The sequence below is a fragment of the Chitinophaga sp. Ak27 genome (genome assembly GCF_012726295.1).
Lineage (GTDB): Bacteria > Bacteroidota > Bacteroidia > Chitinophagales > Chitinophagaceae > Chitinophaga.
The window spans coordinates 20,011-43,767 of the sequence record NZ_JABAOB010000014.1; the positions used below are offsets into that span (position 1 = coordinate 20,011).

Annotated in this window: 21 protein-coding genes; 10 read left to right on the forward strand and 11 right to left on the reverse strand. The window is 46.7% G+C overall.

Annotation, left to right across the window (positions count from 1 at the left end; genetic code table 11):
* Nucleotides 1–19: 19 nt before the first annotated feature.
* From HGH90_RS30720 to HGH90_RS30730, 3 genes are read left to right on the forward strand one after another with little or no spacing between them, the layout of a single operon-like run.
* Nucleotides 20–712 carry a hypothetical protein gene (locus HGH90_RS30720; protein ID WP_168765044.1) on the forward strand — a complete coding sequence of 231 codons (693 nt, stop codon included), beginning with the start codon at nucleotides 20–22 and terminating at the stop codon, nucleotides 710–712.
* Nucleotides 713–749: 37 nt separating this feature from the next.
* On the forward strand, nucleotides 750–1,520 hold the full coding sequence (locus HGH90_RS30725) for a hypothetical protein (protein WP_168765043.1): 771 nt from the start codon (nucleotides 750–752) through the stop codon (nucleotides 1,518–1,520).
* A 6-nt stretch (nucleotides 1,521–1,526) separates the two neighbouring features.
* Nucleotides 1,527–2,219, forward strand: a complete 693-nt coding sequence (locus tag HGH90_RS30730; RefSeq protein ID WP_168765042.1) for a DUF2306 domain-containing protein — start codon at nucleotides 1,527–1,529, stop codon at nucleotides 2,217–2,219.
* Here HGH90_RS30730 and HGH90_RS30735 read toward each other — a convergent pair.
* The 5 genes from HGH90_RS30735 to HGH90_RS30755 all read right to left on the reverse strand — a co-directional run bounded on the left by HGH90_RS30735 (nucleotide 2,216) and on the right by HGH90_RS30755 (nucleotide 6,354).
* The gene (locus HGH90_RS30735; protein ID WP_168765041.1) at nucleotides 2,216–3,346 is read right to left on the reverse strand and encodes a TPR end-of-group domain-containing protein; all 1,131 of its coding nucleotides are present in this window, start codon (nucleotides 3,344–3,346) and stop codon (nucleotides 2,216–2,218) included. The genes HGH90_RS30730 and HGH90_RS30735 overlap by 4 nt on opposite strands.
* Nucleotides 3,347–3,472: 126 nt before the next feature.
* The gene (locus HGH90_RS30740; protein ID WP_168765040.1) at nucleotides 3,473–4,027 is read right to left on the reverse strand and encodes an N-acetyltransferase; all 555 of its coding nucleotides are present in this window, start codon (nucleotides 4,025–4,027) and stop codon (nucleotides 3,473–3,475) included.
* Nucleotides 4,014–4,379, reverse strand: coding sequence for a hypothetical protein (locus HGH90_RS30745; RefSeq protein WP_168765039.1), 366 nt, complete (start codon nucleotides 4,377–4,379; stop codon nucleotides 4,014–4,016). Before HGH90_RS30745 ends, HGH90_RS30740 begins: the two co-directional genes overlap by 14 nt.
* Nucleotides 4,380–4,619: 240 nt before the next feature.
* Nucleotides 4,620–5,852, reverse strand: coding sequence for a PepSY-associated TM helix domain-containing protein (locus HGH90_RS30750; protein ID WP_169192732.1), 1,233 nt, complete (start codon nucleotides 5,850–5,852; stop codon nucleotides 4,620–4,622).
* Nucleotides 5,853–6,051: 199 nt separating this feature from the next.
* Nucleotides 6,052–6,354: a YbaB/EbfC family nucleoid-associated protein gene (locus HGH90_RS30755; RefSeq protein ID WP_145661772.1), complete on the reverse strand. Its 303-nt coding sequence runs from the start codon at nucleotides 6,352–6,354 to the stop codon at nucleotides 6,052–6,054.
* A 181-nt stretch (nucleotides 6,355–6,535) separates the two neighbouring features.
* Here HGH90_RS30755 and HGH90_RS30760 point away from each other — a divergent pair, with 181 nt between their 5' ends.
* The 3 genes from HGH90_RS30760 (at nucleotide 6,536) to HGH90_RS30770 (ending at nucleotide 11,524) form a co-directional block, all read left to right on the forward strand.
* Nucleotides 6,536–7,771 (forward strand): NAD(P)/FAD-dependent oxidoreductase, encoded by a 1,236-nt coding sequence (locus tag HGH90_RS30760; protein ID WP_211172714.1) that lies wholly within the window; start codon nucleotides 6,536–6,538, stop codon nucleotides 7,769–7,771.
* 15 nt (nucleotides 7,772–7,786) lie between these two features.
* Nucleotides 7,787–8,887, forward strand: a complete 1,101-nt coding sequence (locus tag HGH90_RS30765) for a DUF2891 domain-containing protein (RefSeq protein ID WP_317166196.1) — start codon at nucleotides 7,787–7,789, stop codon at nucleotides 8,885–8,887.
* A 99-nt stretch (nucleotides 8,888–8,986) separates the two neighbouring features.
* Nucleotides 8,987–11,524: a DUF3857 domain-containing protein gene (locus HGH90_RS30770; RefSeq protein ID WP_169192733.1), complete on the forward strand. Its 2,538-nt coding sequence runs from the start codon at nucleotides 8,987–8,989 to the stop codon at nucleotides 11,522–11,524.
* Here HGH90_RS30770 and HGH90_RS30775 read toward each other — a convergent pair.
* From HGH90_RS30775 to HGH90_RS30785, 3 genes are all read right to left on the reverse strand, one after another.
* Nucleotides 11,521–12,714, reverse strand: coding sequence for a hypothetical protein (locus HGH90_RS30775; RefSeq protein WP_168765036.1), 1,194 nt, complete (start codon nucleotides 12,712–12,714; stop codon nucleotides 11,521–11,523). The genes HGH90_RS30770 and HGH90_RS30775 overlap by 4 nt on opposite strands.
* A gap of 9 nt (nucleotides 12,715–12,723) precedes the next feature.
* Nucleotides 12,724–13,374: an ATP-binding cassette domain-containing protein gene (locus HGH90_RS30780; protein ID WP_169192734.1), complete on the reverse strand. Its 651-nt coding sequence runs from the start codon at nucleotides 13,372–13,374 to the stop codon at nucleotides 12,724–12,726.
* A gap of 117 nt (nucleotides 13,375–13,491) precedes the next feature.
* Nucleotides 13,492–15,270 (reverse strand): DUF4836 family protein, encoded by a 1,779-nt coding sequence (locus HGH90_RS30785; protein WP_169192735.1) that lies wholly within the window; start codon nucleotides 15,268–15,270, stop codon nucleotides 13,492–13,494.
* Between the two features lie 218 nt (nucleotides 15,271–15,488).
* Between HGH90_RS30785 and HGH90_RS30790 the strand changes: the two genes are divergently transcribed.
* The gene (locus HGH90_RS30790; protein ID WP_168765033.1) at nucleotides 15,489–15,767 is read left to right on the forward strand and encodes a YciI family protein; all 279 of its coding nucleotides are present in this window, start codon (nucleotides 15,489–15,491) and stop codon (nucleotides 15,765–15,767) included.
* Nucleotides 15,768–15,812: 45 nt separating this feature from the next.
* Here the strand turns inward: HGH90_RS30790 and HGH90_RS30795 are convergent, their stop codons facing one another.
* Complete coding sequence (locus tag HGH90_RS30795; RefSeq protein ID WP_168765032.1) at nucleotides 15,813–16,829, reverse strand: SRPBCC family protein; 1,017 nt, start codon at nucleotides 16,827–16,829, stop codon at nucleotides 15,813–15,815.
* Between the two features lie 85 nt (nucleotides 16,830–16,914).
* Nucleotides 16,915–17,406 (reverse strand): peptide-methionine (R)-S-oxide reductase MsrB, encoded by a 492-nt coding sequence (msrB, locus tag HGH90_RS30800; RefSeq protein ID WP_169192736.1) that lies wholly within the window; start codon nucleotides 17,404–17,406, stop codon nucleotides 16,915–16,917.
* Nucleotides 17,407–17,731: 325 nt separating this feature from the next.
* On the opposite strand from msrB, the gene mutL reads away from it, so the two are divergent.
* Nucleotides 17,732–19,633 (forward strand): DNA mismatch repair endonuclease MutL, encoded by a 1,902-nt coding sequence (gene mutL, locus HGH90_RS30805; protein WP_169192737.1) that lies wholly within the window; start codon nucleotides 17,732–17,734, stop codon nucleotides 19,631–19,633.
* Nucleotides 19,634–19,729: 96 nt separating this feature from the next.
* On the opposite strand, the gene HGH90_RS30810 is transcribed toward mutL, so the two are convergent.
* Nucleotides 19,730–21,196 (reverse strand): gluconokinase, encoded by a 1,467-nt coding sequence (locus HGH90_RS30810; RefSeq protein WP_169192738.1) that lies wholly within the window; start codon nucleotides 21,194–21,196, stop codon nucleotides 19,730–19,732.
* Between the two features lie 82 nt (nucleotides 21,197–21,278).
* Here HGH90_RS30810 and HGH90_RS30815 point away from each other — a divergent pair, with 82 nt between their 5' ends.
* Both HGH90_RS30815 and HGH90_RS30820 read left to right on the forward strand, forming a co-directional pair.
* Nucleotides 21,279–23,018 carry a GMC family oxidoreductase gene (locus HGH90_RS30815; RefSeq protein WP_168765028.1) on the forward strand — a complete coding sequence of 580 codons (1,740 nt, stop codon included), beginning with the start codon at nucleotides 21,279–21,281 and terminating at the stop codon, nucleotides 23,016–23,018.
* Between the two features lie 17 nt (nucleotides 23,019–23,035).
* Entirely contained in the window at nucleotides 23,036–23,728 is a 693-nt protein-coding gene (locus HGH90_RS30820) for a gluconate 2-dehydrogenase subunit 3 family protein (protein ID WP_169192739.1), read from the forward strand.
* Nucleotides 23,729–23,757 lie beyond the last annotated feature (29 nt).

Sequence of the window (23,757 nt, forward strand, 5' to 3'; positions counted from 1 at the left end):
CATGAAAATAATTTTTTTGATGGCAGCAACATCCATGATGTTGTTGCCGGCATGCCAACACACCGCTATACCGGAAAAAGAAAAACCAGTGCAGATCGATACGATGCAACTGGTTGCTCCGCCAGCGCCATCTGAACAGGTGGCGTCCAACGAAGTAAGCGTTGTAAGCCGCGATACCACCACCTACATCCGTTTCGGAAATTGCTATTTTTCATTGGACTGGATTAAACCAGATGCAGCGCGGAATGACTTTGAGCGTCATCCCGATAGTCTTTTTTTCTGGTTAGCTCCCTCACACAGCATCGAAGGGCAAATGCTGGCCGTTACCACCGGCGAAACCCTGCGGATACAGGTTTCACAGCGATATGAAACCAGCGTGGTCATTGGCGACGAGCCCCTTCGCGATTGGAAACATTACCGCTCTCCCTGGGAAAGCCTGCCGGCAGAAGCCAGCAATTTCTTCGTCTGCAGAAAATACCGCGCAGACGAAAGTACCCAGTTCCCCCCTGTAAGCCTGTCTTTATTTCAACGATATGTAAAGCAACACGCTTCCCCTGCTGCCTATGCCAGGGTTGCACCACTCACCCGCTTCCCGCAGCCCCCGGCCCGCATTGCCATCAGCCGGTACTATATCCGACTTAATGGACTGCAAAGGCATATATCGGACGAAATCAACAAACTGCTGGTTATCGATGTCTCCTTTAAAAAATGATACGCCCTCCATTCATTATATTTACACAAAAAAACCTGTGAAACGATTAACCGGTTACCTCATCATTGTACTGTTGCTATTGTATGCCTGTAAACCCGGCGCCACTACAGCAACCGATGCCGCCGTAAAAACGGATAATGATACTTCGTTGAACCGCCTGGTAAGTACCTATACTGGCGATTTTGGCAATAGCCCCATTTATATCACACTCAACTTTTTCAACGGAAAATTAGTAGGGGGATATAATACGCATAAAGGCCTGCGCCGCAACCTCCAGGGAGAATTGAAAAAAGATAACGACAACTGGATCGTAACCTTAAGCGAACCAGGTGACCACCAGTTTGATGGTAAATTCGCTATTACCTTCGATCATCTCTTCAATAGCGCCAAAGGCACCTGGACACCCGTTAACGATAAATCAGCAAAAGAAAAATCTTTTACGCTCAAAAGAAGCGGGGAACCGGATAATAACGGCTACAGCCTGTCTGGCAATACCTTCAACGCGATATTGATAGGTATGCAGGGCGGAGGCAGCGACCTTACCTTTAGCCAGGACGGCAGCTGCGTGTTGCAGTACTATGAAAAAATCAACGACTCTACCTTCGCCAAACAGATGATCAAGGTTAGAGGTACTTATCAAAAGGTGAATGACAGCACCTTCCAGATTTCCTGGGAACAGAATACCATATTTAAAGAACGTAATACCCCTGCCTTCGTTTTAAGAAACAGAAACGGAGAGGGAGACGACCCACAGGTATATGACTATGGCATAAGGATCGATACCCTGGAGTTTGTGCAGGGACCATAATTATTTATGCAAACATTATTCAGGAAAGCGGGATGGTTACTAACGGCCATGATTATACTTTATGGGGCATGGCTAATGCTCCTGCTAACCATCCCCTATGCTGCATTTGAAAAATATACCGACTTTCTGATCACCAAACAACGTGTATATCCCATCCGCCATTGGCGCATCAGCTTTTATGTACACGTTTTTGTCAGCATTACCGTATTAGTTACCGGCCTGGCACAGTTTAGCAAATACCTGCTGGATAAATTTCCCCGCCTGCATCGTTTCAGTGGAAAAATTTATGCGATAGTGGTAATTGGCCTCAGCGGTCCCACCGGGCTGGTAATGGGTTGGTATGCTAACGGCGGCAAATATGCACGCATCAGCTTTGTACTACTCGCTATCCTTTGGATAGTGTTTACTATCATGGGCTGGGTACGGGCTGTGCAGCGTCGCTGGCCGGAACATCTTACCTGGATGTTGCGGAGTTACGCACTCACCCTGTCGGCACTTACCCTACGCTTATATACGTTGTTACTCGGGCTGATGCACATGCCGCTACGGCCGGTAACTGCCTATATCACAGTTTCCTGGCTAAGCTGGACGCTGAATTTACTGGTGGCAGAATTTATCATCAAGCGGATATTGATGAAAAAGATGGGAATAACTGCGGCCTCCCCGAAAGAAACGCCGCAGTTAAGTAAGTTAAACTAGCGATTGAGCGCCAGCTGTTGGGTCTTTGGAGCAAAGTGGCCGTCTTCAGTAATGTAGTAGCTAGCCTTCTTTATTTCGGTCCGGGATTTTTCCGGGTTGTTGATAAATCCTTCTTTTGCCGGATCCTTCTCGTACTCTACTTTATAATCTGTTAATTCAAAATCGGTATTTGAAGCAATGGTCGCCACCCTGTATGGTGCATCGAAGTTAGGCTGTCCTGCTACCAACAACTTATCTATAAGCTTCCCGCTGTTATCATAGCTCGCCATAAAATAATAGGCATGATTGGCATCTTCTGTACTTCCCTCATCAGAAACTTCATCGTTTACAGCGTATATCAATGTTTTAAAGGCATCCACTTTTTTCACTGTACCTACATAAAAGAAGGAGCTGCCCACATCTCTTGAAAACTTGGAGTCGCGCATTTCCGCCACATACATTTCAAAGTCATATGAAATGAAATTCTTGCCTAGTTCTTTTGCATACGCCTTATCGATGGTGAGTGGCATAGGCAGTTGTTTGAATTGTCTCGCAAAAAGATTCCATTCCAGCTTACCCGGCTCTCCGCTTCCGCTGAAGGCGGTGAGTATTTGCGATTGTGCGCTGTAATCCTCTTCCCGGAAATATTTCAGGTCAGGATCTTTCATCGCATTGTTCATATTATTATAGCCAAATTCAATAGCGGCTATCAGATAATAGCGGCAGGAATCAGTTTTTTTAGACAGCGAGTAAGCGCAGGCTTTATTATATAGCAATTTTGATATCGGCTTATAGTCAAGCAGTTCCGCCATATTAAAAGCTTGTATAGCATCTGCCAGCTGACGGGTTTCCATCAGGGCATTTCCCAGCTCATAATAAGTTTTGGCTTGGGGTTGCAGGAGGACAGATTTGGTAAACTTATCTATACTGCCGGCAGCATTCTTCTTATTCCTGAATTCATCAATAGCCTTGAGAAATTCTTTCTCAGCTGCGTTATTCTTCTCGGGGGAATTGGCCGCCACCCATTTAACCGAGTCAGCATTATAAAGTGATGCCAAACTGAGTTTGGCCGTTTGATCCGTTTTCTTTCCTGTATTACCACAGGAGGCTAACAGAGCACTTAAGGCAAGCAATGATGCTATTCGCATAAGATAGGATTTGTATCGTAAAGATAGGAAACAAACAACGGTATTTTAGCCACAGGAAACGAAAAAACCGGCCATACAGATGTATCGCCGGTTTAAGTTATTGGCTGTAAATTCACTAACTCTTCCCTAAGCCAGTGCTTCCTGTGGCTGAAACAACATGGCGGTACACAAACAGTTTTTGTAATTTTTTGCCACCAGTATCGGGTAGTTTACGCAACTTTTACATCCTTCCCAAAAAAGCGGTTCCTGAGGTAACTGATCGTACGTAACCGGTTCAAAACCAAGTCGTGAATTCATTTTCATGACGGCCAGGCCAGTGGTAATGCTGAATATTTTTGCGGCAGGATACATGGTTCTGCTCAACTCGAATATTTTCCGTTTAATAGCTGCCGCTACTTTCAATCCACGAAAAGCCGGCGCTACGATTAACCCACTGTTGGATACAAAGCGGCCCTCTTCCCAGGGCTGTATATAGGAAAACCCCGCCCATACACCATCTGCCGTAAAAGCGATGACCGCTTTTCCTTCCAGGATTTTCTTCCTGATAATTGCAGGATCTCTTTTGGCGATACCGGTACCCCTTGCCTGGGCGGATGCCTCCATTTCTGCCACAATAGGCAGGGCAAAATCAACGTCTATGGCTGTAGCCAAACGGACGACAATTTCTTCATCTGTTTCCATTATCTGTAAGTTGATATTGAATGTAAAGAGGATAGAGTACTTCCGGGATAAGGGAATACATCCGGATTTTACTGGCAGCATCTGCAAGCGGCACCCTGCAAACTGTTGGTAAAAAAACACGGGTGATGGATTCCCTGACTACCGCGTTGCCTCGTTCGTATAACTTGCCAGCCAGCTTCATACATTTATCTGCTACGGAAAAATTCTGCTCCCGCAATTGTTGATCTGTATATTCACTCAGACAGCTAACTGTATCGTATATATGAAAAACCGCAGGGAACTGGTGTAACGCCTTTCTCAACGCCGGGATGGTGTCTTCAATACAGGCTGGTACTTCATATTGATTAATCATATACATCGTTTCCTATCATATGCCAAACCTTATTCCATATTCTTCACATAGAATGTTAAAACTTAGCGGGGACGGGGGTTTGCAAAGGAAACGTTAAATCCGGCAACACCATTAAACCTTTTAAAGTCTTCCGTTTTTGCACGGTTTTTTCAAAAACGGGAGTCTATGTCACCTGGGGCATAAATGAAAAATGGGTAACCTCTTAATGAGTATACCCACTTTACAATGCGATAAATAATATTATGCTGCCGGTGCAGGCTCCGCTTCGCGCGCGCGCACTGGAGCTTTTACGCTCTTTTTCTTCTTCCGGGTCCGGTTAATCCACATAATGGTTCCGGTAGTGGGAAAGGTAACGCCCAGCAGGGCAATGATCAATGCAAATATTTTAGAAGCGGTGCCGAAAATGGCGCCGGTATGTAAAGGCTTGATGGTACTACGTACTTTCTGCCCGAGGTTGCGCTGGGCAAAGGTTTCAGATTTCAATACCTTACCATTGAACTGGTCGAGGTAATAGGTAGTGGTAGCCGCTTCATTGAGCGTATGGGCTGGCAATAAGCTCACCATAAAGGCGGCGGTACTGTCTTTCGGCGCACTAAGAGCATAAAAAACAGCGCCCGGGGCGGTTTGTTGCACGCTGGCTAATGCCGCTTCAAAAGTTATGCTTTTACTGTTAATGATCTCTGCGGGCGCTGATGATGGGGCTGCCACCGGTTTGGGAGAAGTATGCAATACAGCATAAAGACCGTTGCTAAACCATTCGTACGACCAGGTTAAGCCGGTAAAGGCAGATACAAACAGGAAAATAGCAGCGTAGAACCCTAACACAATGTGTAGATCGTGATTCAGCCGTTTCCAGCCACCATCCCATTTTACCTTGATCCGTTGTTTAAAGATATTCCTGGTCTTGGGCCACCACAGGATGATACCAGTGATGAGGATAAATACAAATATTAACGTGCTCGCGCCGGTAATTGCTTTCCCGGTATCACCTGCCAGCAACCAACGGTGCAGGGAAAATACTTTATAGTAAAATGTTTTTGAATAGCTGTATAATTCAACTATTTCACCGGTGTAGGGGTTTACAAACGCGATGCGTCCTTTTCCTTTTTTGGGCGCTTTTTCACCGTTGCCCATCGGGGAGGTATTCTCTTTCGGACCTTTCTTCTCTCCGGCAGCTTCTTTCTTACTTCCTTTTCTACCTTCTTCCAGCGTTACTTGAATAGTACGGGCGGGGTCTGCAAATATCTGCATACGGGATATACCGGCGCCAGGCACCTGCTCCTTTACCAGGGCAGCTACTTTATCGAGCGATAAACGCTCTCCGGCCGGAGTAACGTAGTAACGGTCATGGTTAAACGCTTCTGTCAGTTCTTTTTCAAAAACTAGTAACGCGCCGGTTAAACAGCTGATGGTAATGACCAGTCCTGCAGTAAGACCCAGGTATAAATGAATGCGCCGGAAAAAAATTTTCATGTTATGTTGATCGTAGCTGCAAAGGAACTATGCGTGCGGGGTATTAAGCTGTCGGATCGGGAAAAAGATCTATCCAAAACGGAAATTTTTTCTCTTTAATCCTATCTATATAGAAATCAACGACATTCGTATCTTACAAACACAAAAAAAGCGCAGGGACACCTAAGGCATCCCTGCGCTTTCCCTGCAGAAAAATTTATTACATCAAACCACCCAGCATACCGCCAGCGGCATTTTTCATTTCAGCTTCCCAGGCAGCTTCCCCATCTTTCAATGCACGGTTTAACGCAGACAGCAACAGGTCTTCCATCTCTTCCTTGTTTTCGGGGGTCAGGAGATGGGCAGCAATATCAATTGTTTTAACCTGGCGGTTGCCGTCAACGGTTACTTTTACCGCGCCATTTCCGGCCTCTCCGGATAAAGTTACTGTAGCCAAACGCTCTTTTCCTTCCGCCATTTTTTGCTTGATCTGCGTCAGCTTTCCAAATAAATCACCAAACATGTTTCGTGTGTTTTAAGAACGGCAAATATAAGCGTTCCGGTTGCTGTAATGAAATTTAAGCCGCAATATCCGCCGCCAATCCGCTTTTCAGCCAGAATAATATTATCATTAATGCTTATACGAAACAGTAGAATTAACAATTGCGTATCTTACCTCCGCGTAAAAGTTATTAATAGCAATAATGGAAACAAAAGTTTGTATCATAGGTGCGGGCCCAGGTGGCGCTACCGCTGCATTGCAATTAGCTCAACTCGGTATTGAATGTATAGTGGTGGATAAGGCGGTATTCCCAAGAGATAAAGTATGTGGAGACGGATTAAGCGGCAAGGTGCTCACCTTATTGGAACGTATTGATAAGGGTATCGGCGAACGCCTCCAGCAAGCCCTATTTAAAAAAGACAGCTGGGGAGTTACCTTTGTAGCCCCCAACCGGATCGGGATAGATATCCCCTACCGTCTCAATTACCAGGAGGATAAGAGCAATCCCCGTGGTTTCGTTTGCAAACGCATTGACTTTGATAATTTCCTGGTGGATGAACTGAAACGCCGCCCGGAAATCCGTTTATTCGAAGGAGTTAGCATCGATAAATACGAGCTGAAACCAGATGGTTATTACCTGTCTAACAAAGACGGATCTTTCCAGGTAAAAGCCGACCTGGTGATTGTAGCCAATGGCGCCCATTCCGCGTTTACCAAGGACGTGGCCGGCATCAAAATGGAACCGGAACACTATGTGGCCGGCATCCGCGCTTATTATAAAGGCATTACCGGCTTACACACCGATGCCTTCATAGAGCTGCACTTCCTGAAAAACATGTTGCCGGGCTACCTTTGGATTTTCCCGCTTCCCAATGGCGAAGCCAATGTAGGCGTAGGAATGCTTAGCACCTCTGCCCGTAATAATAAGGTAAACCTCAAACAGCTGATGCTGGATACGCTGACTACCGACCCCGTTATGAAAGAACGCTTTAAGAACGCGGAACTGGTAGGCACCATAGATGGATATGGTCTTCCCCTGGGCAGTAAAAAAAGAAAATTACGCGGCGAACGCTATATGCTGGTAGGTGATGCTGGTTATCTTATAGATCCTTTTACCGGAGAAGGCATAGGCAACGCGCTCTATTCCGGCAGGTTTGCAGCCCAACAAGCGGCGGCCGCCATAGCTGCCAACGATTTCTCTGACAAATTCCTGGAGGCTTACGACAACGACGTATACCGTGTGCTGGGACCGGAACTACAAGTAAGCACGAAGCTACAGAAGCTCATTAAATATCCCTGGTTGTTCAATATCCTTATGAAAATGGGCTCCCGGAACAAGCAGCTGAAAGACCTGATGTCGTGCATGTTTCATGAGGTTGACCTTCGTAAAAAGCTGGGACAACCTATGTTTTACGTAAAGTTGTTATTTAACAGATAAAAATATTTTCCTGCCGTGAAATTTCTAAGCCAATTGTCTATTATCGTATTTACATCATTTGCCATGAGCGCACAGGTACCTAACAATCCCGGTCCGGTCCGGCGTCCGCACCTGACATTGGAAATAGCCAATAAGCTGGCAGCATTACCACTGAAATGCCTGGACCTGGAATTCCCGTACAAAACGGGGGTTGTGTTTACCGACAGCTCACTGCTGACGGCGCCCAAAAATTATCACCCGGCGTTTTATGGCTGCTTCGACTGGCATAGTAGTGTACACGGTCACTGGATGTTGGTACGCCTCTTGAAAATATATCCCGACCTGGCAAAGGCTGACTACATCAGAGGCAAGCTGGCGGCGCATTTATCTGCCGAAAATATAAAAATTGAACAACAGCTGTTCAGCAACCCGGAAAACAAAAGCTTTGAGCGCATCTATGGATGGAGCTGGCTGCTCCAACTGCAAAATGAACTGCTCACCTGGAACGATCCCCTGGGTAAGTCGCTCAGTCAAAACCTGCAGCCGCTGGCCTCGCAGTTTTCTGCCGCCTACGTACAATTCCTCGATAAAATTATGTACCCGATCCGGGTAGGCGAACATACCAACCTGGCCTTCGGCTTGTGCCTGGCCTGGGATTACTCCATTACCACCAAAGATGCCGCCCTGCAGCAGGCGATACATAATGCTGCCATGCGATTTTATGCGGCCGACAAAAATGCGCCGGTTGCCTGGGAACCGGGAGGATACGACTTCCTGTCGCCCAGCCTGGAAGAAGCCGACCTGATGAGACGCGTAATGCCAGCCGACGACTATCGTAAATGGTTGCACGCATTTTTACCCGGATTATTCGAAAAGAAGATTGATATCCTACAGGTAGCCAAAGTAAAAGACCATACAGATGGCAAGCTCGTTCACCTTAATGGACTAAACCTCAGCCGCACCTGGTGCTTGCAGGCCATTGCCTCCTACACCGGCAACAACAAATCCGCAGTCCTGGAATTGGCTCAGCAACATATGGATGCCGGCCTCCAACAGGTATTCAGCGGCAGCTATGCAGGCGAACATTGGCTGGCCTCTTTTGCAGTTTATATGCTAACTGTCGGAAAACAACCGTAATTTCAACCAGATAATCTATTACCCTGTACAAGCTATAGTTTAGTCGATCGGTATAATGTGTCAACTACTACTAGTATGCGCCCTATCATAGCCCTGACAATGAAGCAACTATTATCAATATTATTGATACTGATCCCCTTTTTCCCCTATGCGCAAAAAGTAAATACCAGTGCCGCGCCCACCTGGCTGGTTCCTTATACCCCCGACCTTACCCAAAAGCCTAATGCCAAAAATATCAGCGATGGCTATTACCTGCTGTTGCTGGAAGAACAAAGGCAGGTAGAATTGAAATCTCATTACCACCACTTCATCCGGCAAATTATTTCAGAAGCAGGCATCCAAAATGGGTCAGAAATTTCTGTGGACTACGACCCTCAATATGAAAAATTAAGTTTCCATAAAATAGTAATTCACCGCAATGGGAAAGAGATTAACCGTCTGCCCGGCGCGGCTTTTAAGTTGCTCCAAAAAGAACAGGAACTGTCCAGGTTCATTTACAGCGGTACCTATACCGCTTACCTCATCCTGGAAGACGTGAGAAAAGGCGACCAGATTGAATACTCCTACTCTATTTCCGGCGACAACCCCATTTTCCAGGGGAAGCTGGATAGCCGGATTTATTTTGTGGCCTATGAGCCCATTGTTAACTATTATAAAAACCTGATTGTAAGGCCCGACAGGCCCATCAGCATTAAGCTATACAACAATGCCGTGGCTCCGGCATTGAAAAAATGGAATGGGCTCAATGTGTATGAATGGAACAAGGTAGACATCCGGGACGCAGATAACAGCAGTTACGTTCCTTCCTGGTATAATCCATTCACCCGTGTACAGATAAGCGAATATACCTCCTGGAAAGAAGTGGCCGACTGGGGACAGAAAATCAATACCACCACTCCTCCCGGCCCTGCACTGTCCAATAAAATTGAAGCCCTTAAAAAAGCAGCTAAAGGAGATAAAGGCAACTATCTGCTACAGGCGCTCCGCTTTGTTCAGGACGATATTCGTTACATGGGTATTGAAATGGGAGAATACTCCCATCGCCCCAATAGCCCCGACAGAGTGCTATCTCAGCGGTTTGGCGATTGCAAAGACAAGGCCCTGCTGCTTTGTACTCTGCTGCAGGCATATGGTATCACTGCTAATATGGCTTACGTAAATACCGATCTGAAAGGTACTGTCAGTGAAATGCTGCCTTCTCCCAATGCTTTTAACCATGTGCTTGTACAGGTAATACTTAACCATAAAACGTACTGGCTGGATGGTACCATGTCTTACCAACGCGGCAGACTGTCCGACTTCTGCGAACCTAATTACCAGCAAGCACTGGTTATCACTGATACAACAACACATCTCAGCCCCATACCACTTACCACTCGCGGACACATTACCGTGCGGGAAACCTTTCAGCTGCCAGACAATGAAAATAAAGATGGGCAACTAGACGTGATAACTACCTATCAACGGGATGAAGCTGATGCACAGCGCGCCGACCTGGCCGGTACCAGCATGAAGGATAAAGAAAAATCGTATCTCAACTATTACAAGAAGTTATATGGAGATGTGATCATTAAAGATTCTATCACCGTACAGGACAGCGCCAACAGCAACACCATACGCGTTAAGGAAAGCTACCAGATGCATCACCCCTGGAAGAAAGACAGCAGCAGCAATAAACTGTTGTTTACTGCCAATGCCCAATCTCTTTATGATATATTATCCTATATCACCGATACACAGCGCAAAGTGCCGGTTAGCCTCCGCTATCCGTACGACCTCGACTACCAGATTGTTATGCACACACCTGTTGAATGGTCATTAGACCAGGATCCGGTGCATATCACTAATGAATACTACCAGTTTGATTATACTGCGGAAAAAAATGAACAGCTGCTTACCTTATCCTACCATTTTAAAACTTTCAGCAATCATATTCCGGTAAAATTTATTCCACAGTATATAAAAGACCTGAAAATCATCAATGAAACCAGCTCCCTGGATCTTACGTGGAAACCAGACTTTACCCCGGCGCCTCACCCGGGAGTGCCAGGCAACTGGCTCGCCATTACGCTGGCACTGATATTTGCGATCATATTTTCCCTGCTGGCGTATGTGGCATACCGTTATTCCATCTTACCCCGCCGCCAACAAGCGGAACCCGTTCCTATTGGAGGCGGACTTGCCCTTCTGGCCATAGGACTACTTTTCACACCTATGGGAGAATTAATGAGTCTCTGTAAAATGCCGGTATTCAATTACCAGTACTGGATAACTATTACCGGCAGGAAAGACCTGGGAAACATTACCCTGGTGGAGCTTTTCCTGATCCTGGAGATGATTCTCAATGTCTTCCTCCTGTGCTATAGCGTATTGCTGGCCGTGTTGTTCTTTAACAGGCGGGATACTTTTCCTTTCGCACTGGCCACCTACTATTTTATTTGTATTCTTTTTATCTATGCAGATAACGCGGTGAATAGCTATTATTTCCACGAAGGACAGCCCAGTTCTATGCTCAGCCTGAATTCTATCCTATGGCCATTGTTGCGTATGGCCATCTGGATACCTTATTTATTAACATCCGAACGGGGTAAAACTACTTTTATCCAGCCTTACCAGGCTTCCAAAGAAGAAGCTTAAATATTGTTGACATACTTCTTCACTGTCAGCCAGTTGACCACGTATACCAACGCCAATACCAGCGCCATACCAGCAAAAACAAGTACTCCCGGCCATGGAGTGATCAACATCTGGTGCGTGGCCAGTATAGCGGCAGTCCAGTATTGTAATACCGCCACGAGCAGTAACGACAGCAGTCCCACCACGATATACAGGGGCACAAATTGTTTAAGCAAATAACGCTGCAGTTGCTGAGGCGCCGTACCCAATATCACCAATAGCTGGATTTCCCGCTTACAGGAGGCAATCACCAATTGAATGAACATGCTGAAAACCAAGAGGGCAAAGCATAACAAGATCAGGCCAAAGAACCCTACTACTGACACAATGGTTTGTACAATCATCCTGGTTTTACTGAACTTCAGTTTATCCTGGTTGGTGGTATAACCATTATCTTCCAGGAACTTTACCAGCGTTGGATTAGATGGATCGGGGGTTTTGATAATCACGCGGGAGGTACCCTTGGTAGTAGCGGTACCATACTTCTGGTTGGCCCAGGCCATAAAGGAGGCCGGCACCAGGAAAGAAGAGATACGGTCTGAAAAGCCCACTACATGTCCCATATACTGGTCCGATACCTGGTTATTGGAAATGTTTACCTGCAGAGGCAGCGCTTTCACTGTTTCCTGGGATATCTGCGGCAGGTCCTGGCTGAGGGAAAAACCGAAATTATAGAGGTTCAAAAAATCGTTAGGCAGGATAATAGGAATCGTTCTATCTCCCTCATTCCATTTCCAGTCTTCATTTTTCACATCTAGGAAGCTGTCGGGTACTGCTTCAAAAAACATGTCGGTGGCAAAATGCAGATCGCCGGGCGCCTGAATCACCACTTTATACTGGCTGGAGGTCACTAACCCAAAAGCCTGTACGAATGGTTGTTTCCGGATATTGATAATTTCTTCGGGGGTAAAAATGCTCTTGGCCGATTGTCCCATCATGTCGTTGGTGATGGTTTTATTAATAACAAGGAAATCGGCTGTTTCGTTTTGGTTTTTGCTGCTATACAGGAGCTGACTGAAATTGGTATGAGCTTGTATAGCTATCAGGATCAATAACATAGCGATGCCCAGCCCCACAGCTGCCATTAAAAACCGGGTTTTACCCACTCCCGTTTGGATGATCTTCTTAAGTAAATCGAAAAAAGGATGCATGAAACAACATTAAAGGTGGTAATGCACATCGTAGGCGAAGTGCTGGTCATTATCCAGGTCGGTTAAAATGAATCCCGCGTTACGGGTTTTGCATTCTTCTGCAATGAGGGCAGCGGCACGTTGTGTGTTCTCTTCGTCGAGGTGACTGAAGGGTTCATCCATCAGCAGCCACTGGAAGGGTTGTACCAGTGCCCGGATGATCGCGATCCGCTGCCGTTCGCCATAGGAAAGCGTTTTGCCGCTTTGTTCCAGTATATGCGATACATTGAGGCGGGCAGCCATATCGGCTATTTTTTCAGGAGGGTAATACGGTTTGCCCTGCATCACGTTCTTGAGTGCTATATTTTCACGGGCGGTAAGCTGTTCAAACAACCGCAGGTCCTGGAAAATTACGCTTAGCTCCTGCTGCCGCATACGGGCTATATCATTTTTACTGTAGGAGGGCCATGGTTGGCCATTTACCGCTACCTGACCGGTGTAATCGTAGCGGATATGATACAGGTAATGAATCAAAGTGGTTTTGCCGGAACCGGAAGGTGCTTTTATCTTCACAAAACGGCCTTGCTGAAAAGTGATCTCCCGGTTCCAGATGTCCGACGACCGTTGCTGGAGTTTATCCTGCAATGGAATGGGCATGAGGTGATTAAGCTGAATCTGCATAGTGGCATTACTGTTAACGGTAGCGAATATAACTTATAAATTTCACGCGGGCGTGTAAGAAATAAGGGCACAGAGGATGAATTCCCCTGCGCCCTTTATAGCTTTATCCGTTGGTTATCAGTTAGGAGAAACAGCAGTAGCTGTGTCTACCGGTGCGGCAAACAGGCTGTCTTCGTATGCTTTTTCTTTCGCTTTCTTTTCCTTCATTACCTTGGCTACTTCTGTACCAAGGTTCACCAATTGCACGAGACTGTTCTGATCTTTGTTTTTGAAGGTTAATACTGCTTCTGTATGTTGTACATCGCCGCCATCAGCTTTGCTTACTACGGTGAAGTCTTTCAGCAAAGCTTTGGATTTCTGCAATACTGTTTTTTCATCGCCTTCCGCTTTGTCTTCCGGAACGATACTGATCACTTTTTCCAGGTCTACGTAACCACCCAGCATGCTTCCTTTTACTTTACTTTCTACGCCTTCTGGCAATTTCACGCTGCCTTTGCCGCCGAGGTATTGTTGTAATACTGCGCTATCGGAACCTACTGTCACAAATTTTTCAGTGATAGATACCGGTGGCATAGTGGCGGCGGCCATAGGATTAGCAATCACGTAATGGTCGCCTTCGCGGGTAAATACTTCTTTCAGCATGGGGGAAGTCATTACCTTATTGAAAGCATCTTTATTACCCACTTTAAGGCTAAAAATCCATTTGGCAGAAGGTTTTTCTATGAATTCGCCGGGCATGTATTCAGATTCTTTCTTGGTGATAGCCAGGTCAGAAGCAACATATACCAGTTGTCCTTCAAAAGCATTCAGGATATCGTCCATGCTCAGCCCGGATTTACCGGAGATGGCCATGTTTACTACGCCGTCCATGCCGGTTGCTTTAATGATTTCGCCGATCATGCGGAAGTCAAAGGCATAAGAGATAAACCCGGTAATGCTTTCAGCCGGATATTTCTTCAGCATGTCCAGGTCAATTTCTTTTTTACCATATTTCTTGTAGATGCCTGCAATTTCCTTACCCATGAAGGTGTTGCCATTAAAAAGGATCTTACCGTTTTCGAAGTTAACGGTACCAGTGTAATAGGTGCCTTCCATCAGCTTTTTCACATTGGCCGGAATCATGGTGAACTGGCCGCTATTATAAATGGCTTCAGGATTTACGAATACGCCTGCATCTGCATTTTCTTTCAACAGTTTAGCAAATGGTTCGATAGAACCGGCAGATTCTTCCTTTTTAAGGTGGAAAAGGTGGTCTACTTCGGCCACCCAATTTTTGATGGTGGGGTCGTCATCATTGGTTTTGAGTGCAGCAGGTACTGCTACAGCGCTATCCACCATTGGTTCATCTTGAGAGGGCTGGCTCGAGCCACCGGGAGCGTATTGCTCCAGGTTGTTCGGGTCTACAGCGCTGATATAGATAACGGCTGATTTATTCCAGCCAATTACTGCGTGTTGCTTGGTTTCCCAGATATATTTGAAATCATTTTGCGTTTTCAGGGAGAAGTCAGCGACATTTTTTTTGAGATAGGCCTCAAATTTGTCGGCATCTTTCAGGCTGGCAGTAAGTGCCACGTATGATTTTTTCTCAGCGGCCTGTCCCTGGAATACGATGGAGGCAAAGAAGTGGCTCTGGAGATCAATACCGGAGTTTTCGGCATCTTTCCATGCTTTCATTACTTCATTGGCAGTGTCTTTGGTGTCGGCAGCGGCAAACAGCTTATCCATAGTGATCCCGTTGGTCACCAGTTTGGTTGTCAGTTGTTTGGCATTGAGGTCAATCACCACACCGGCTGTCTTGGGAATATACCGGCTCTCTTCGGGGTTTTTGGAGCAGGACGACAGGATAACCGCTGCAGCTACAGCGGTTAACAAAACTTTGGAAATTGTTCTTTTCATAAAAGATATAAAAATTAAGAGTTGATTCGGAGCAACAACAAGGGTTGCTAACAATACACTACCACCATCGTGGTATTTCATTCGTGCAAAAGTACGTATATTTTTGTAGCACATATGTCTGATTTTTCCCTTTCGACATACAATAATTCAATACTGTTTAAGTTTATACCTTTGCTACTAACTATGAAACTATTATTAAATACCATAGAAAAACCATTATGTTCCTGATCATGCTGCAATACATACGGCCAGTAGCCGCTATAGAGCACTATATGGAGGCGCACACAGCGTTCCTTCAAAAGCACTACGACAGCGGTCGTTTTATTCTGTCTGGCCGAAGAAAACCCAGATCCGGCTCCGTTATTCTCTGTAATGCGTCCAGTCGTAGAGAGGTAGAGGAAATTATGAGTGAAGATCCGTTGGAAAAATACCAGCTGGCCCTTTATGAGATTATTGAGTTTGAGCCAACAGGGTACGCCAACACCCTTGGAAAATAGCTTTCTTTTTGACTGTCAACTGCTTACGCTTCTTTCTCCGGATAATTACTGCATAAAGTAAATGACCTTCGTCAGCCATTTGCTACTATCCTTTTCCTTGCCTGGATCTGTCAGATACATCTCTATTGTGGGAGGAACAATTTTTCTGCCTTTATCCGTAATAAACTTTTGAATAGCCACGTGTGCATTGGCTACTTTACTATACGGTCCGAAATAATCCGCATAAGCTGCCTGTGCCGCGGGTAGGGTGATAATTTCAAAGCCATTACCCGGTTTACTGCCTTCTGGTACGGGAATCGCTACTGCCATATCAGTTTGGTGCTGCTTTTGATCCCAGGTGAAGAAAATGCCGCAAGGCACCCCTGGCTGCAGATTGGCCGCGGTGGTAGCTTTGTAGATCGTTTCCAGGTTCTGGCGGTAATAGTCGGTAATCCTGCTCATCGGGATGGTTTTCCTGACGGCTGCATAGGTAGTGGCCGGGAAGTTCATTTCTTTTACGGTGACATCAATCCCGTTAGGGGTACCGGGGCCTTTGACCTCGGCTTCCGCCATGCTTTTCAGGTGTTGTAATCCCTGGTCAAAATCCTTCTCCAGCGCACCTTTCATGAAAAGCGACATCACGTTCTGGGGTCGGTCGTAATGTGTATCGAACCCCCAGATCACCTTGGTTTTCCCTGCTGCTTCAGACAATTGGAAGTATACATCTGACTCTGACTTAAAAGGACTCGTAAAGGTAAGTTTCTGGGTTACCGCCTTATAAGGCTCTAGAGACAGGTGTTGTAATCTTCCCTCTCCTATTCTTTTACCTGACCAGGAATCGGTGGCGCCTACCGTGCCATCATCTCCACTGATGGTATATTTGGCGGTAGAATCCATCTGTCTCCAGGCACTCCATTCGTTAAACTTTTCGAATCTGACAATATCATTCCATACAACGCTTGCAGGAGCATTGATTTCAACGCTGCGCTCCACATGCATCACAGTGGGTGCAAAAAGGATCAACACAATAGCAATAAACAGGATGAGTCCTATAATCCAGGCGAGTATTTTAAGTACTTTCATGACTATCGGGGGTTGATGATAATAAAAATACATCTTTTTATTGTCAACCGACAGCTCACGTTGGCATCAGGCAGAAGAATGCAGGTTACTCTAATTCATTATTGCTGGCTTTGTTTTGCTCGTACCGCTCATTCGCTTCCTGTGCTTTTTCAAAGTCCAGAATCACGGAATTAATACAATAGCGGAGACCTGTGGGTGGCGGACCATCGTCGAACACATGTCCCAGGTGCGATTGACAACGACCGCATAAAACCTCCGTCCGGTGCATGCCATGGGTATTATCCGGGGCGTAAATAACACTGGTTTTGTTAAGCGGCTGAAAGAAACTAGGCCATCCGCAGGTGCTCTCAAATTTGGCGTCAGATACGAATAAAGGATTCCCGCAAGCCGCACAGTAATAGGTCCCACTTTCTTTACTACTCCAATACTTTCCGGTAAAAGCCCATTCCGTTCCCTTCTCCCTGGCAATGTTATACACCTCTTGTGGCAATAGTTCCCTCCATTGTTCGTCCGTCAGATTGACTTTAGTGGCATCTGTATGGGAGTAAATGTCTCCCTTCTTTTTTCCATCTTCCATTGATTTCTATTTTTCGCCGTTACTTAGGCAGGTACAGCTCGTACCCCTTGGTAGAGATTTTCAAAATTATTAGTTTCCATAGGTACATATGTAAAGTTTTGATTCGTTAACTTCTCATTAACACTAGCGTTGCGATTGCTGTCAGTCTGTTGCTTCGTCTTTTTTTACCTAATTAAAGTACGTATGAATATGCATAATGGATTGTTATTTCCTGCAAATCAATAGCGTATTTCACAAAACAGTGGGTTTTTTGTTTAAAACTGTCTGATAATCACCGATGAGCAACTGCACAGAAATTGTTAACTTTACAGCAAAAGGCTAGTAAGTGGCGGATATCATCAATTTATTACCAGACAATATAGCGAACCAGATAGCTGCAGGAGAAGTGATACAAAGACCGGCGTCAGCGGTAAAAGAATTACTGGAAAATGCAGTGGACGCAGGGGCTACCGAGATTCAGCTGATCATAAAAGATGCAGGCAAAGAGTTAGTGCAGGTAATTGATAACGGTGGCGGTATGAGCGAAACAGATGCCCGTATGTGCTTCGAACGCCATGCTACCTCAAAAATACAATCCATCGATGATCTTTTCCAGATCACTACCATGGGATTCCGGGGTGAAGCCCTCGCTTCTATTGCCGCAGTATCCCAAGTGGAGCTCAAAACTCGTAAACGGGGCTCTGAGGTAGGTACCTACGTGGAAATAGACAATAGCTTCGTGCAAAAGCAGGAACCCTGTCAAACGGCAGAAGGAACCAGCATTGCCATGAAAAACCTGTTCTTTAACGTACCCGCCCGCCGGAACTTTCTCAAAAGCAACGCGGCCGAAATGAGGCATATTGTAGATGAGTTTATCCGGGTAGCTATGGCTTTCCCGCAACTGCAATTTTCCCTCACCAGCAATAATCAACAGCTGTTCCACCTCGAGAAAGGATCCCTTAAACAACGTATCGTTGCCATCCTGGGACAACATTATAATGCCCGCCTGGTGAGCGTAAAGGAAACTACCGACTACATGAATGTGTACGGATTTGTAGGAAAACCTGAAACCGCTAAAAAAACCCGGGGCGATCAGTTCTTTTTCGTCAATAACCGCTTTATTAAAAGCTCCTACCTCAATCATGCAGTCATGAACGCGTTTGCCGATATTATCCCGGCAGATAGCTTTCCACTCTATGTATTGTTTATTGACGTAAATCCGGAACATGTGGACATCAACGTACATCCCACCAAACAGGAAATCAAGTTTGATGATGAAAAACTGATGTACGCCTTTGTTCAGTCGGCCGTGAAACACTCCCTGGCCCAGTTTAGTATCACCGCTACGCTGGACTTTGACCTCGACCCCAGCATCCAGGCGCTGGATGCCGTAAGCAAACCGTTTACTGCACAGCAACAGCAAGAGTCGACGCAAAGCTCCCTGTATAAATCCTTTACACAGGCCAACCAGGCCCATATGATCGATAAAAGCAGCAATAGTAGCAACCTGAAGCACTGGAAAGACCTATACGAAACTTCCGGCAGCAGCGACAACTACACTACCAGCGCTTATACAGTGGAACCGGAACCAGAAACCCGGCCAGCAGTAACCTATGAAAGCCAGCCTCACGCTACGGCCTCCGTTATCGATGAACGCTGGCAGGATACGCCGAAAGATCAGAAAGTACCGGTACAGATACAGCAACAGTACATTTTATCACAGATCAAATCAGGCTTTATATTAATAGACCAACAGGCGGCTCATGAAAGAATCCTGTATGAACGCTACCAGCGCGCATTAGTGGAAGCACCCATGGCCACCCAGCAGAGCCTGTTCCCGCAAACCCTGCAACTGCCTCCCGCGGATGCAGCCCTGATCAGTGAAATGCTGGGCGACCTGCAAACGCTGGGCTATGACCTGGAGCCTTTTGGCAACAATACCTTTGTCGTTCGCGGTACACCGGCCGACATCCAGAATAACAACAACCAGGCTACGATAGAAAACCTGCTGGAACAATTCAAAAACTTCAGTCACGAGCTGAAAGTCAACCCGAGAGAACAACTCATTCGCTCTATGGCGCGTAACAACGCCATTCCTGCCGGCAAAGTACTGGCCGCCCGCGAAATGCAGAATATCATCGACGAACTATTTGCCTGCAGTATGCCCAATGTGGCTCCCGGCGGCAAATTCACCTTTATATCCTTCAAACTCACTGACCTAGCCCGTATGTTTGAACGGGGAAATTGATTTGAGCAGAAAGCAAAAAGCTATTGTGGAAAATGATTAAAGCGAATTTTTAATACCCGCTAAGTTCTTCTCCACAATAGCTTTTTGCTTTCTGCCTTATGCTTTCTGCTCCTCCAGCAATTCATATACCTTCCGGAAACGCTGGTATTTCTGCTGATACCAATCATATAAACTCCTGTCGGGATCAAATGCTATAGCTGGCGCCGTTGCTGTATTTACCGGCTCAGGTAACCCTAATGCACTGGTAGCCAGGATAATAGCGCCCAGGGCAGATGCGTCGCGCTCCTGTTGCAGATGCATCGTTTGCCCGAAAATATCCGCCATCAGCTGAATCCAGCCCGGTGAGTGGGTAAAGCCTCCGCTCACCAATATTTTTTGCACCGGCCCTGCGGTTTCCTGCAACGCGGCTTTGATACTTAACAAGGCAAAACAAATACCTTCCAATACCGCCCGGGTAAAATGTGCGGGGGTATGTTGGGGCTGTATACCTATAAATGCCGCCGTGGCGTGGCTATTCCACATAGGCGCCCGTTCTCCCAACAAGTAAGGCAGACATAAGAGGTGATCAGACTGGATTTTCAGGGCTTCATTGACCAGTCGGTCCAGCGCTTCCGGCGGTTGTTGCAGGAAATCCCTGATCAGCCATTGCAATACCACTCCACCGTTGTTGGAGGCGCCGCCAGTAATATATATATGATCTGTAAGGAGATAGGTAAAAAGGCGGCCCTTACTATCGGTAAGGGCGTGGCTGCCGGCCATCCTTACCGCCCCGCTGGTGCCAATGGTCAGTGTGGCATGCCCCGGCGACATGGCGCCACTGCCTAATTGCGCCAGGCAACCATCGCTGCCTCCTATAACAAAGGGCGTGCTGGCCGGAATGCCCAGATCGGCTGCCACTGCGGGTAGAAGCCCCCGTATCACCATGTCGGCCGGCACTGGTTCCGGCAACTGTGCCGGCCCAACGCCCGCTACCCGGAGCGCCATATCATTCCATTGTAAAGCATGAATGTCGAATAAGCCCGTAGCGGAAGCTATGGAGTGATCGGTGATATATCTTCCAAAAAAATGGTGAAAAATATATTCTTTGATACCCGGAAACATGACCGCCTGTGCAAACAGGTCCGGTTGCTGCTCCCGCAGCCAGATCAGCTTACATAACGGCGACATGGCATGTACAGGCGTACCGGTTCGCCGGTATATCTCCTTCCCTTCAGGGGTATCGCGCAGGGCCAGGGCGCAGGATTCGCTCCGGTTGTCGGCCCAGATAATAAGAGGCGTCAGCGCTCTACCAGATTGGCTTACTGCCATAATGCTATGCATGGCGCTACTGAAGGCAATAGCCGTAGGAGGATAGCCCATTTCGGCTACTACAGTGCGGATACCAGTTTTGACGGCACCCAGTATTACTTCGGGCGATTGCTCACTATAACCGGGCTGGGGATGTTGGGTAGAATACGACTGTTGAAAAACTGCCCCAAATTTACCGTTCATCCTTAGCACAATCGATTTTGCACTGCTGGTGCCTATATCTATGCCGATAATATACGCATGATGGTCGCTCATATAAAAAACCTTCCTTTTTCCGCATTTAATTTATAGATTTAAAACCGGTGTTTCTTATAAAAAGTCTAAAATATCCACGCAAATGGCTTTCGAAATCAAAAAAAAGGGGCAGGCTTACGATGTTTGTATTGTTGGTTCGGGCGCCGGAGGGGGAATGGCAGCAAAGATTTTATCTGATGCCGGTCTGAAAGTAGCCCTCCTGGAAGCGGGTCCCAAATACGATCCGGCAGATCCTGAACAGGCCACCCAATTGAAATGGTCGTATGAATCGCCCCGCAGAGGGGCAAGTACCACCCGTCCGTTTGGCGACTTTGACGCCGCCTACGGAGGCTGGGAAATTAACGGTGAGCCTTACACGAAAAAAGACGGCACCGAATTCGACTGGTTCCGCTCCCGCATGTTAGGAGGTCGAACCAACCACTGGGGCCGCATTTCACTACGCTTTGGCCCCCGCGATTTTAAACACAAAACGTATGATGGATTAGGGGATGATTGGCCTATTACGTATGAAGAAGTAGCTCCTTATTATGACCGCGTTGATAAAATGATCGGCGTATTCGGATCTAAAGAAAATATGCCTAACGAGCCCGATGGCTTCTTCCTCCCTCCTCCCAAACCCAGGCTGCACGAGCTGATGGTAAAAAAGGCAGGCGACCGTTTGGGCATTCCAGTTATCCCCGCACGTTTATCTATTCTCACCCGCTCTGTTAATAAAGATCGCAGCCCTTGTTTCTACTGTAGCCAGTGTAACCGGGGATGCACCGTATATGGCGACTTTTCCGCGTCGTCTGTACTGGTGAAACCGGCGATGAAAAGCGGGCATGTAGACCTGTATACAAACGCGATGGTGCGCGAAGTATTGACCGACGACAGTGGTAAAGCCACCGGCGTAGCTTATGTCGACAAAACGGATATGCAGGAATATTCCGTTAATGCCAAAGTAGTGGTACTGGCAGCCAGCGCCTGTGAGTCAGCCCGCCTGCTGCTCAATTCCAAATCGGCCAAGCATCCTAATGGACTGGCTAATTCCAGCGGCGTAGTAGGTAAATACCTTCATGACTCCACCGGGTCTTCCAGGGGCGGATTCCTTCCACAGCTGATGGACCGTAAGCGCTATAATGAAGATGGTGTTGGTGGTATGCACATGTACGTACCCTGGTGGGGAGATAACAAAAAGCTGGACTTTCCCCGTGGCTATCATATTGAATTTGGCGGTGGTATGCACATGCCTTCTTATGGCTATGGCTTTGGCATGGAACATATGAATGGGAAATACCCTGGCCGCGATGGTAAAACAAAAGCAGCCGGCGGTTACGGCGCTTCCCTGAAAGACGACTATCGCCGCTTCTATGGTGCCCACATCGGCTTTGCGGGCAGGGGCGAGTGTATTGCCCGGGAAGATAATTACTGTGAAATAGATCCAAACGTGGTAGATAAATTTGGTATCCCGGTACTTCGCTTCCATTATACCTGGAGCGACCACGAAATCAAACAGGCCAAACATATGCAGGATACTTTCGAGCAGATTATCCATGAAATGGGAGGCATCGCCAACGGTACCAAACCCGGTGCAGATACCAAGTATGGCCTGGAAAATCCCGGTCGTATTATCCACGAAGTAGGTACTACCCGTATGGGTGATGATCCACGTAAATCTGTGTTAAACAAATTTAACCAGGCACATGAGGTTAAAAATCTCTTCGTAGTAGATGGCGGCGCGTTTGTATCTCAGGCGGATAAAAATCCTACCTGGACCATCCTGGCCCTGTCAATGCGAGCATCTGAATATATCGTAGACCAATTGAAAAAACAGAGTATCTAATCATTTAAGCTTTTTTCATGGACAGAAGAGAATCATTGAAGGCCCTGGCATTGGGAACCCTATCAGTAGGTACCATCTTAGCTGCCACCGGATGTGAAGATAAAAAAGGCGATACCGGCCATAAAGACGAGGTAGCCAAAACGCCCGGCTATGGCCGCACAGCGGATGAAGCAAAACGGGATAAAGCGCTGATGGATGAAAAATTCTTCTCCCCGGAAGAAATGAAAACCATCACCATCCTGGCAGATATTATCATTCCGGCAGACGCCCACTCCGGTAGCGCATCCGATGCCAAAGTGCCTGAATTCATTGAATTTATTGTAAAAGATATGCCGGAGCATCAGCTCCCCATGCGGGGTGGGCTCCGTTGGCTGGACCTGCAATGTGCTAAGCGGTACAACAAATCATTTGCAGATTGCAGCGAACAGCAACGCATTGCGATAGTAGACCTGATTGCTTATCCGGAAAAAGCAGCACCGGAAAATAGCCAGGGCGTTGCCTTTTTTAACAGGATGCGGAACCTTACCGCCACCGGATTTTTCACTAGCAAGATAGGCATCAAAGACCTGAATTACGTAGGCAACACCCCCAACGAATGGGATGGCGTGCCTGCCGATGTATTACAACAGTACGGGTATGCTTATGATGAAAAAACGCTGGCTACCTGCCTGAAAATCGAAGACAGGAGTAAGCTGATGACCTGGGAATAACGACCTAACTAGCTATTTCATAATTTAAA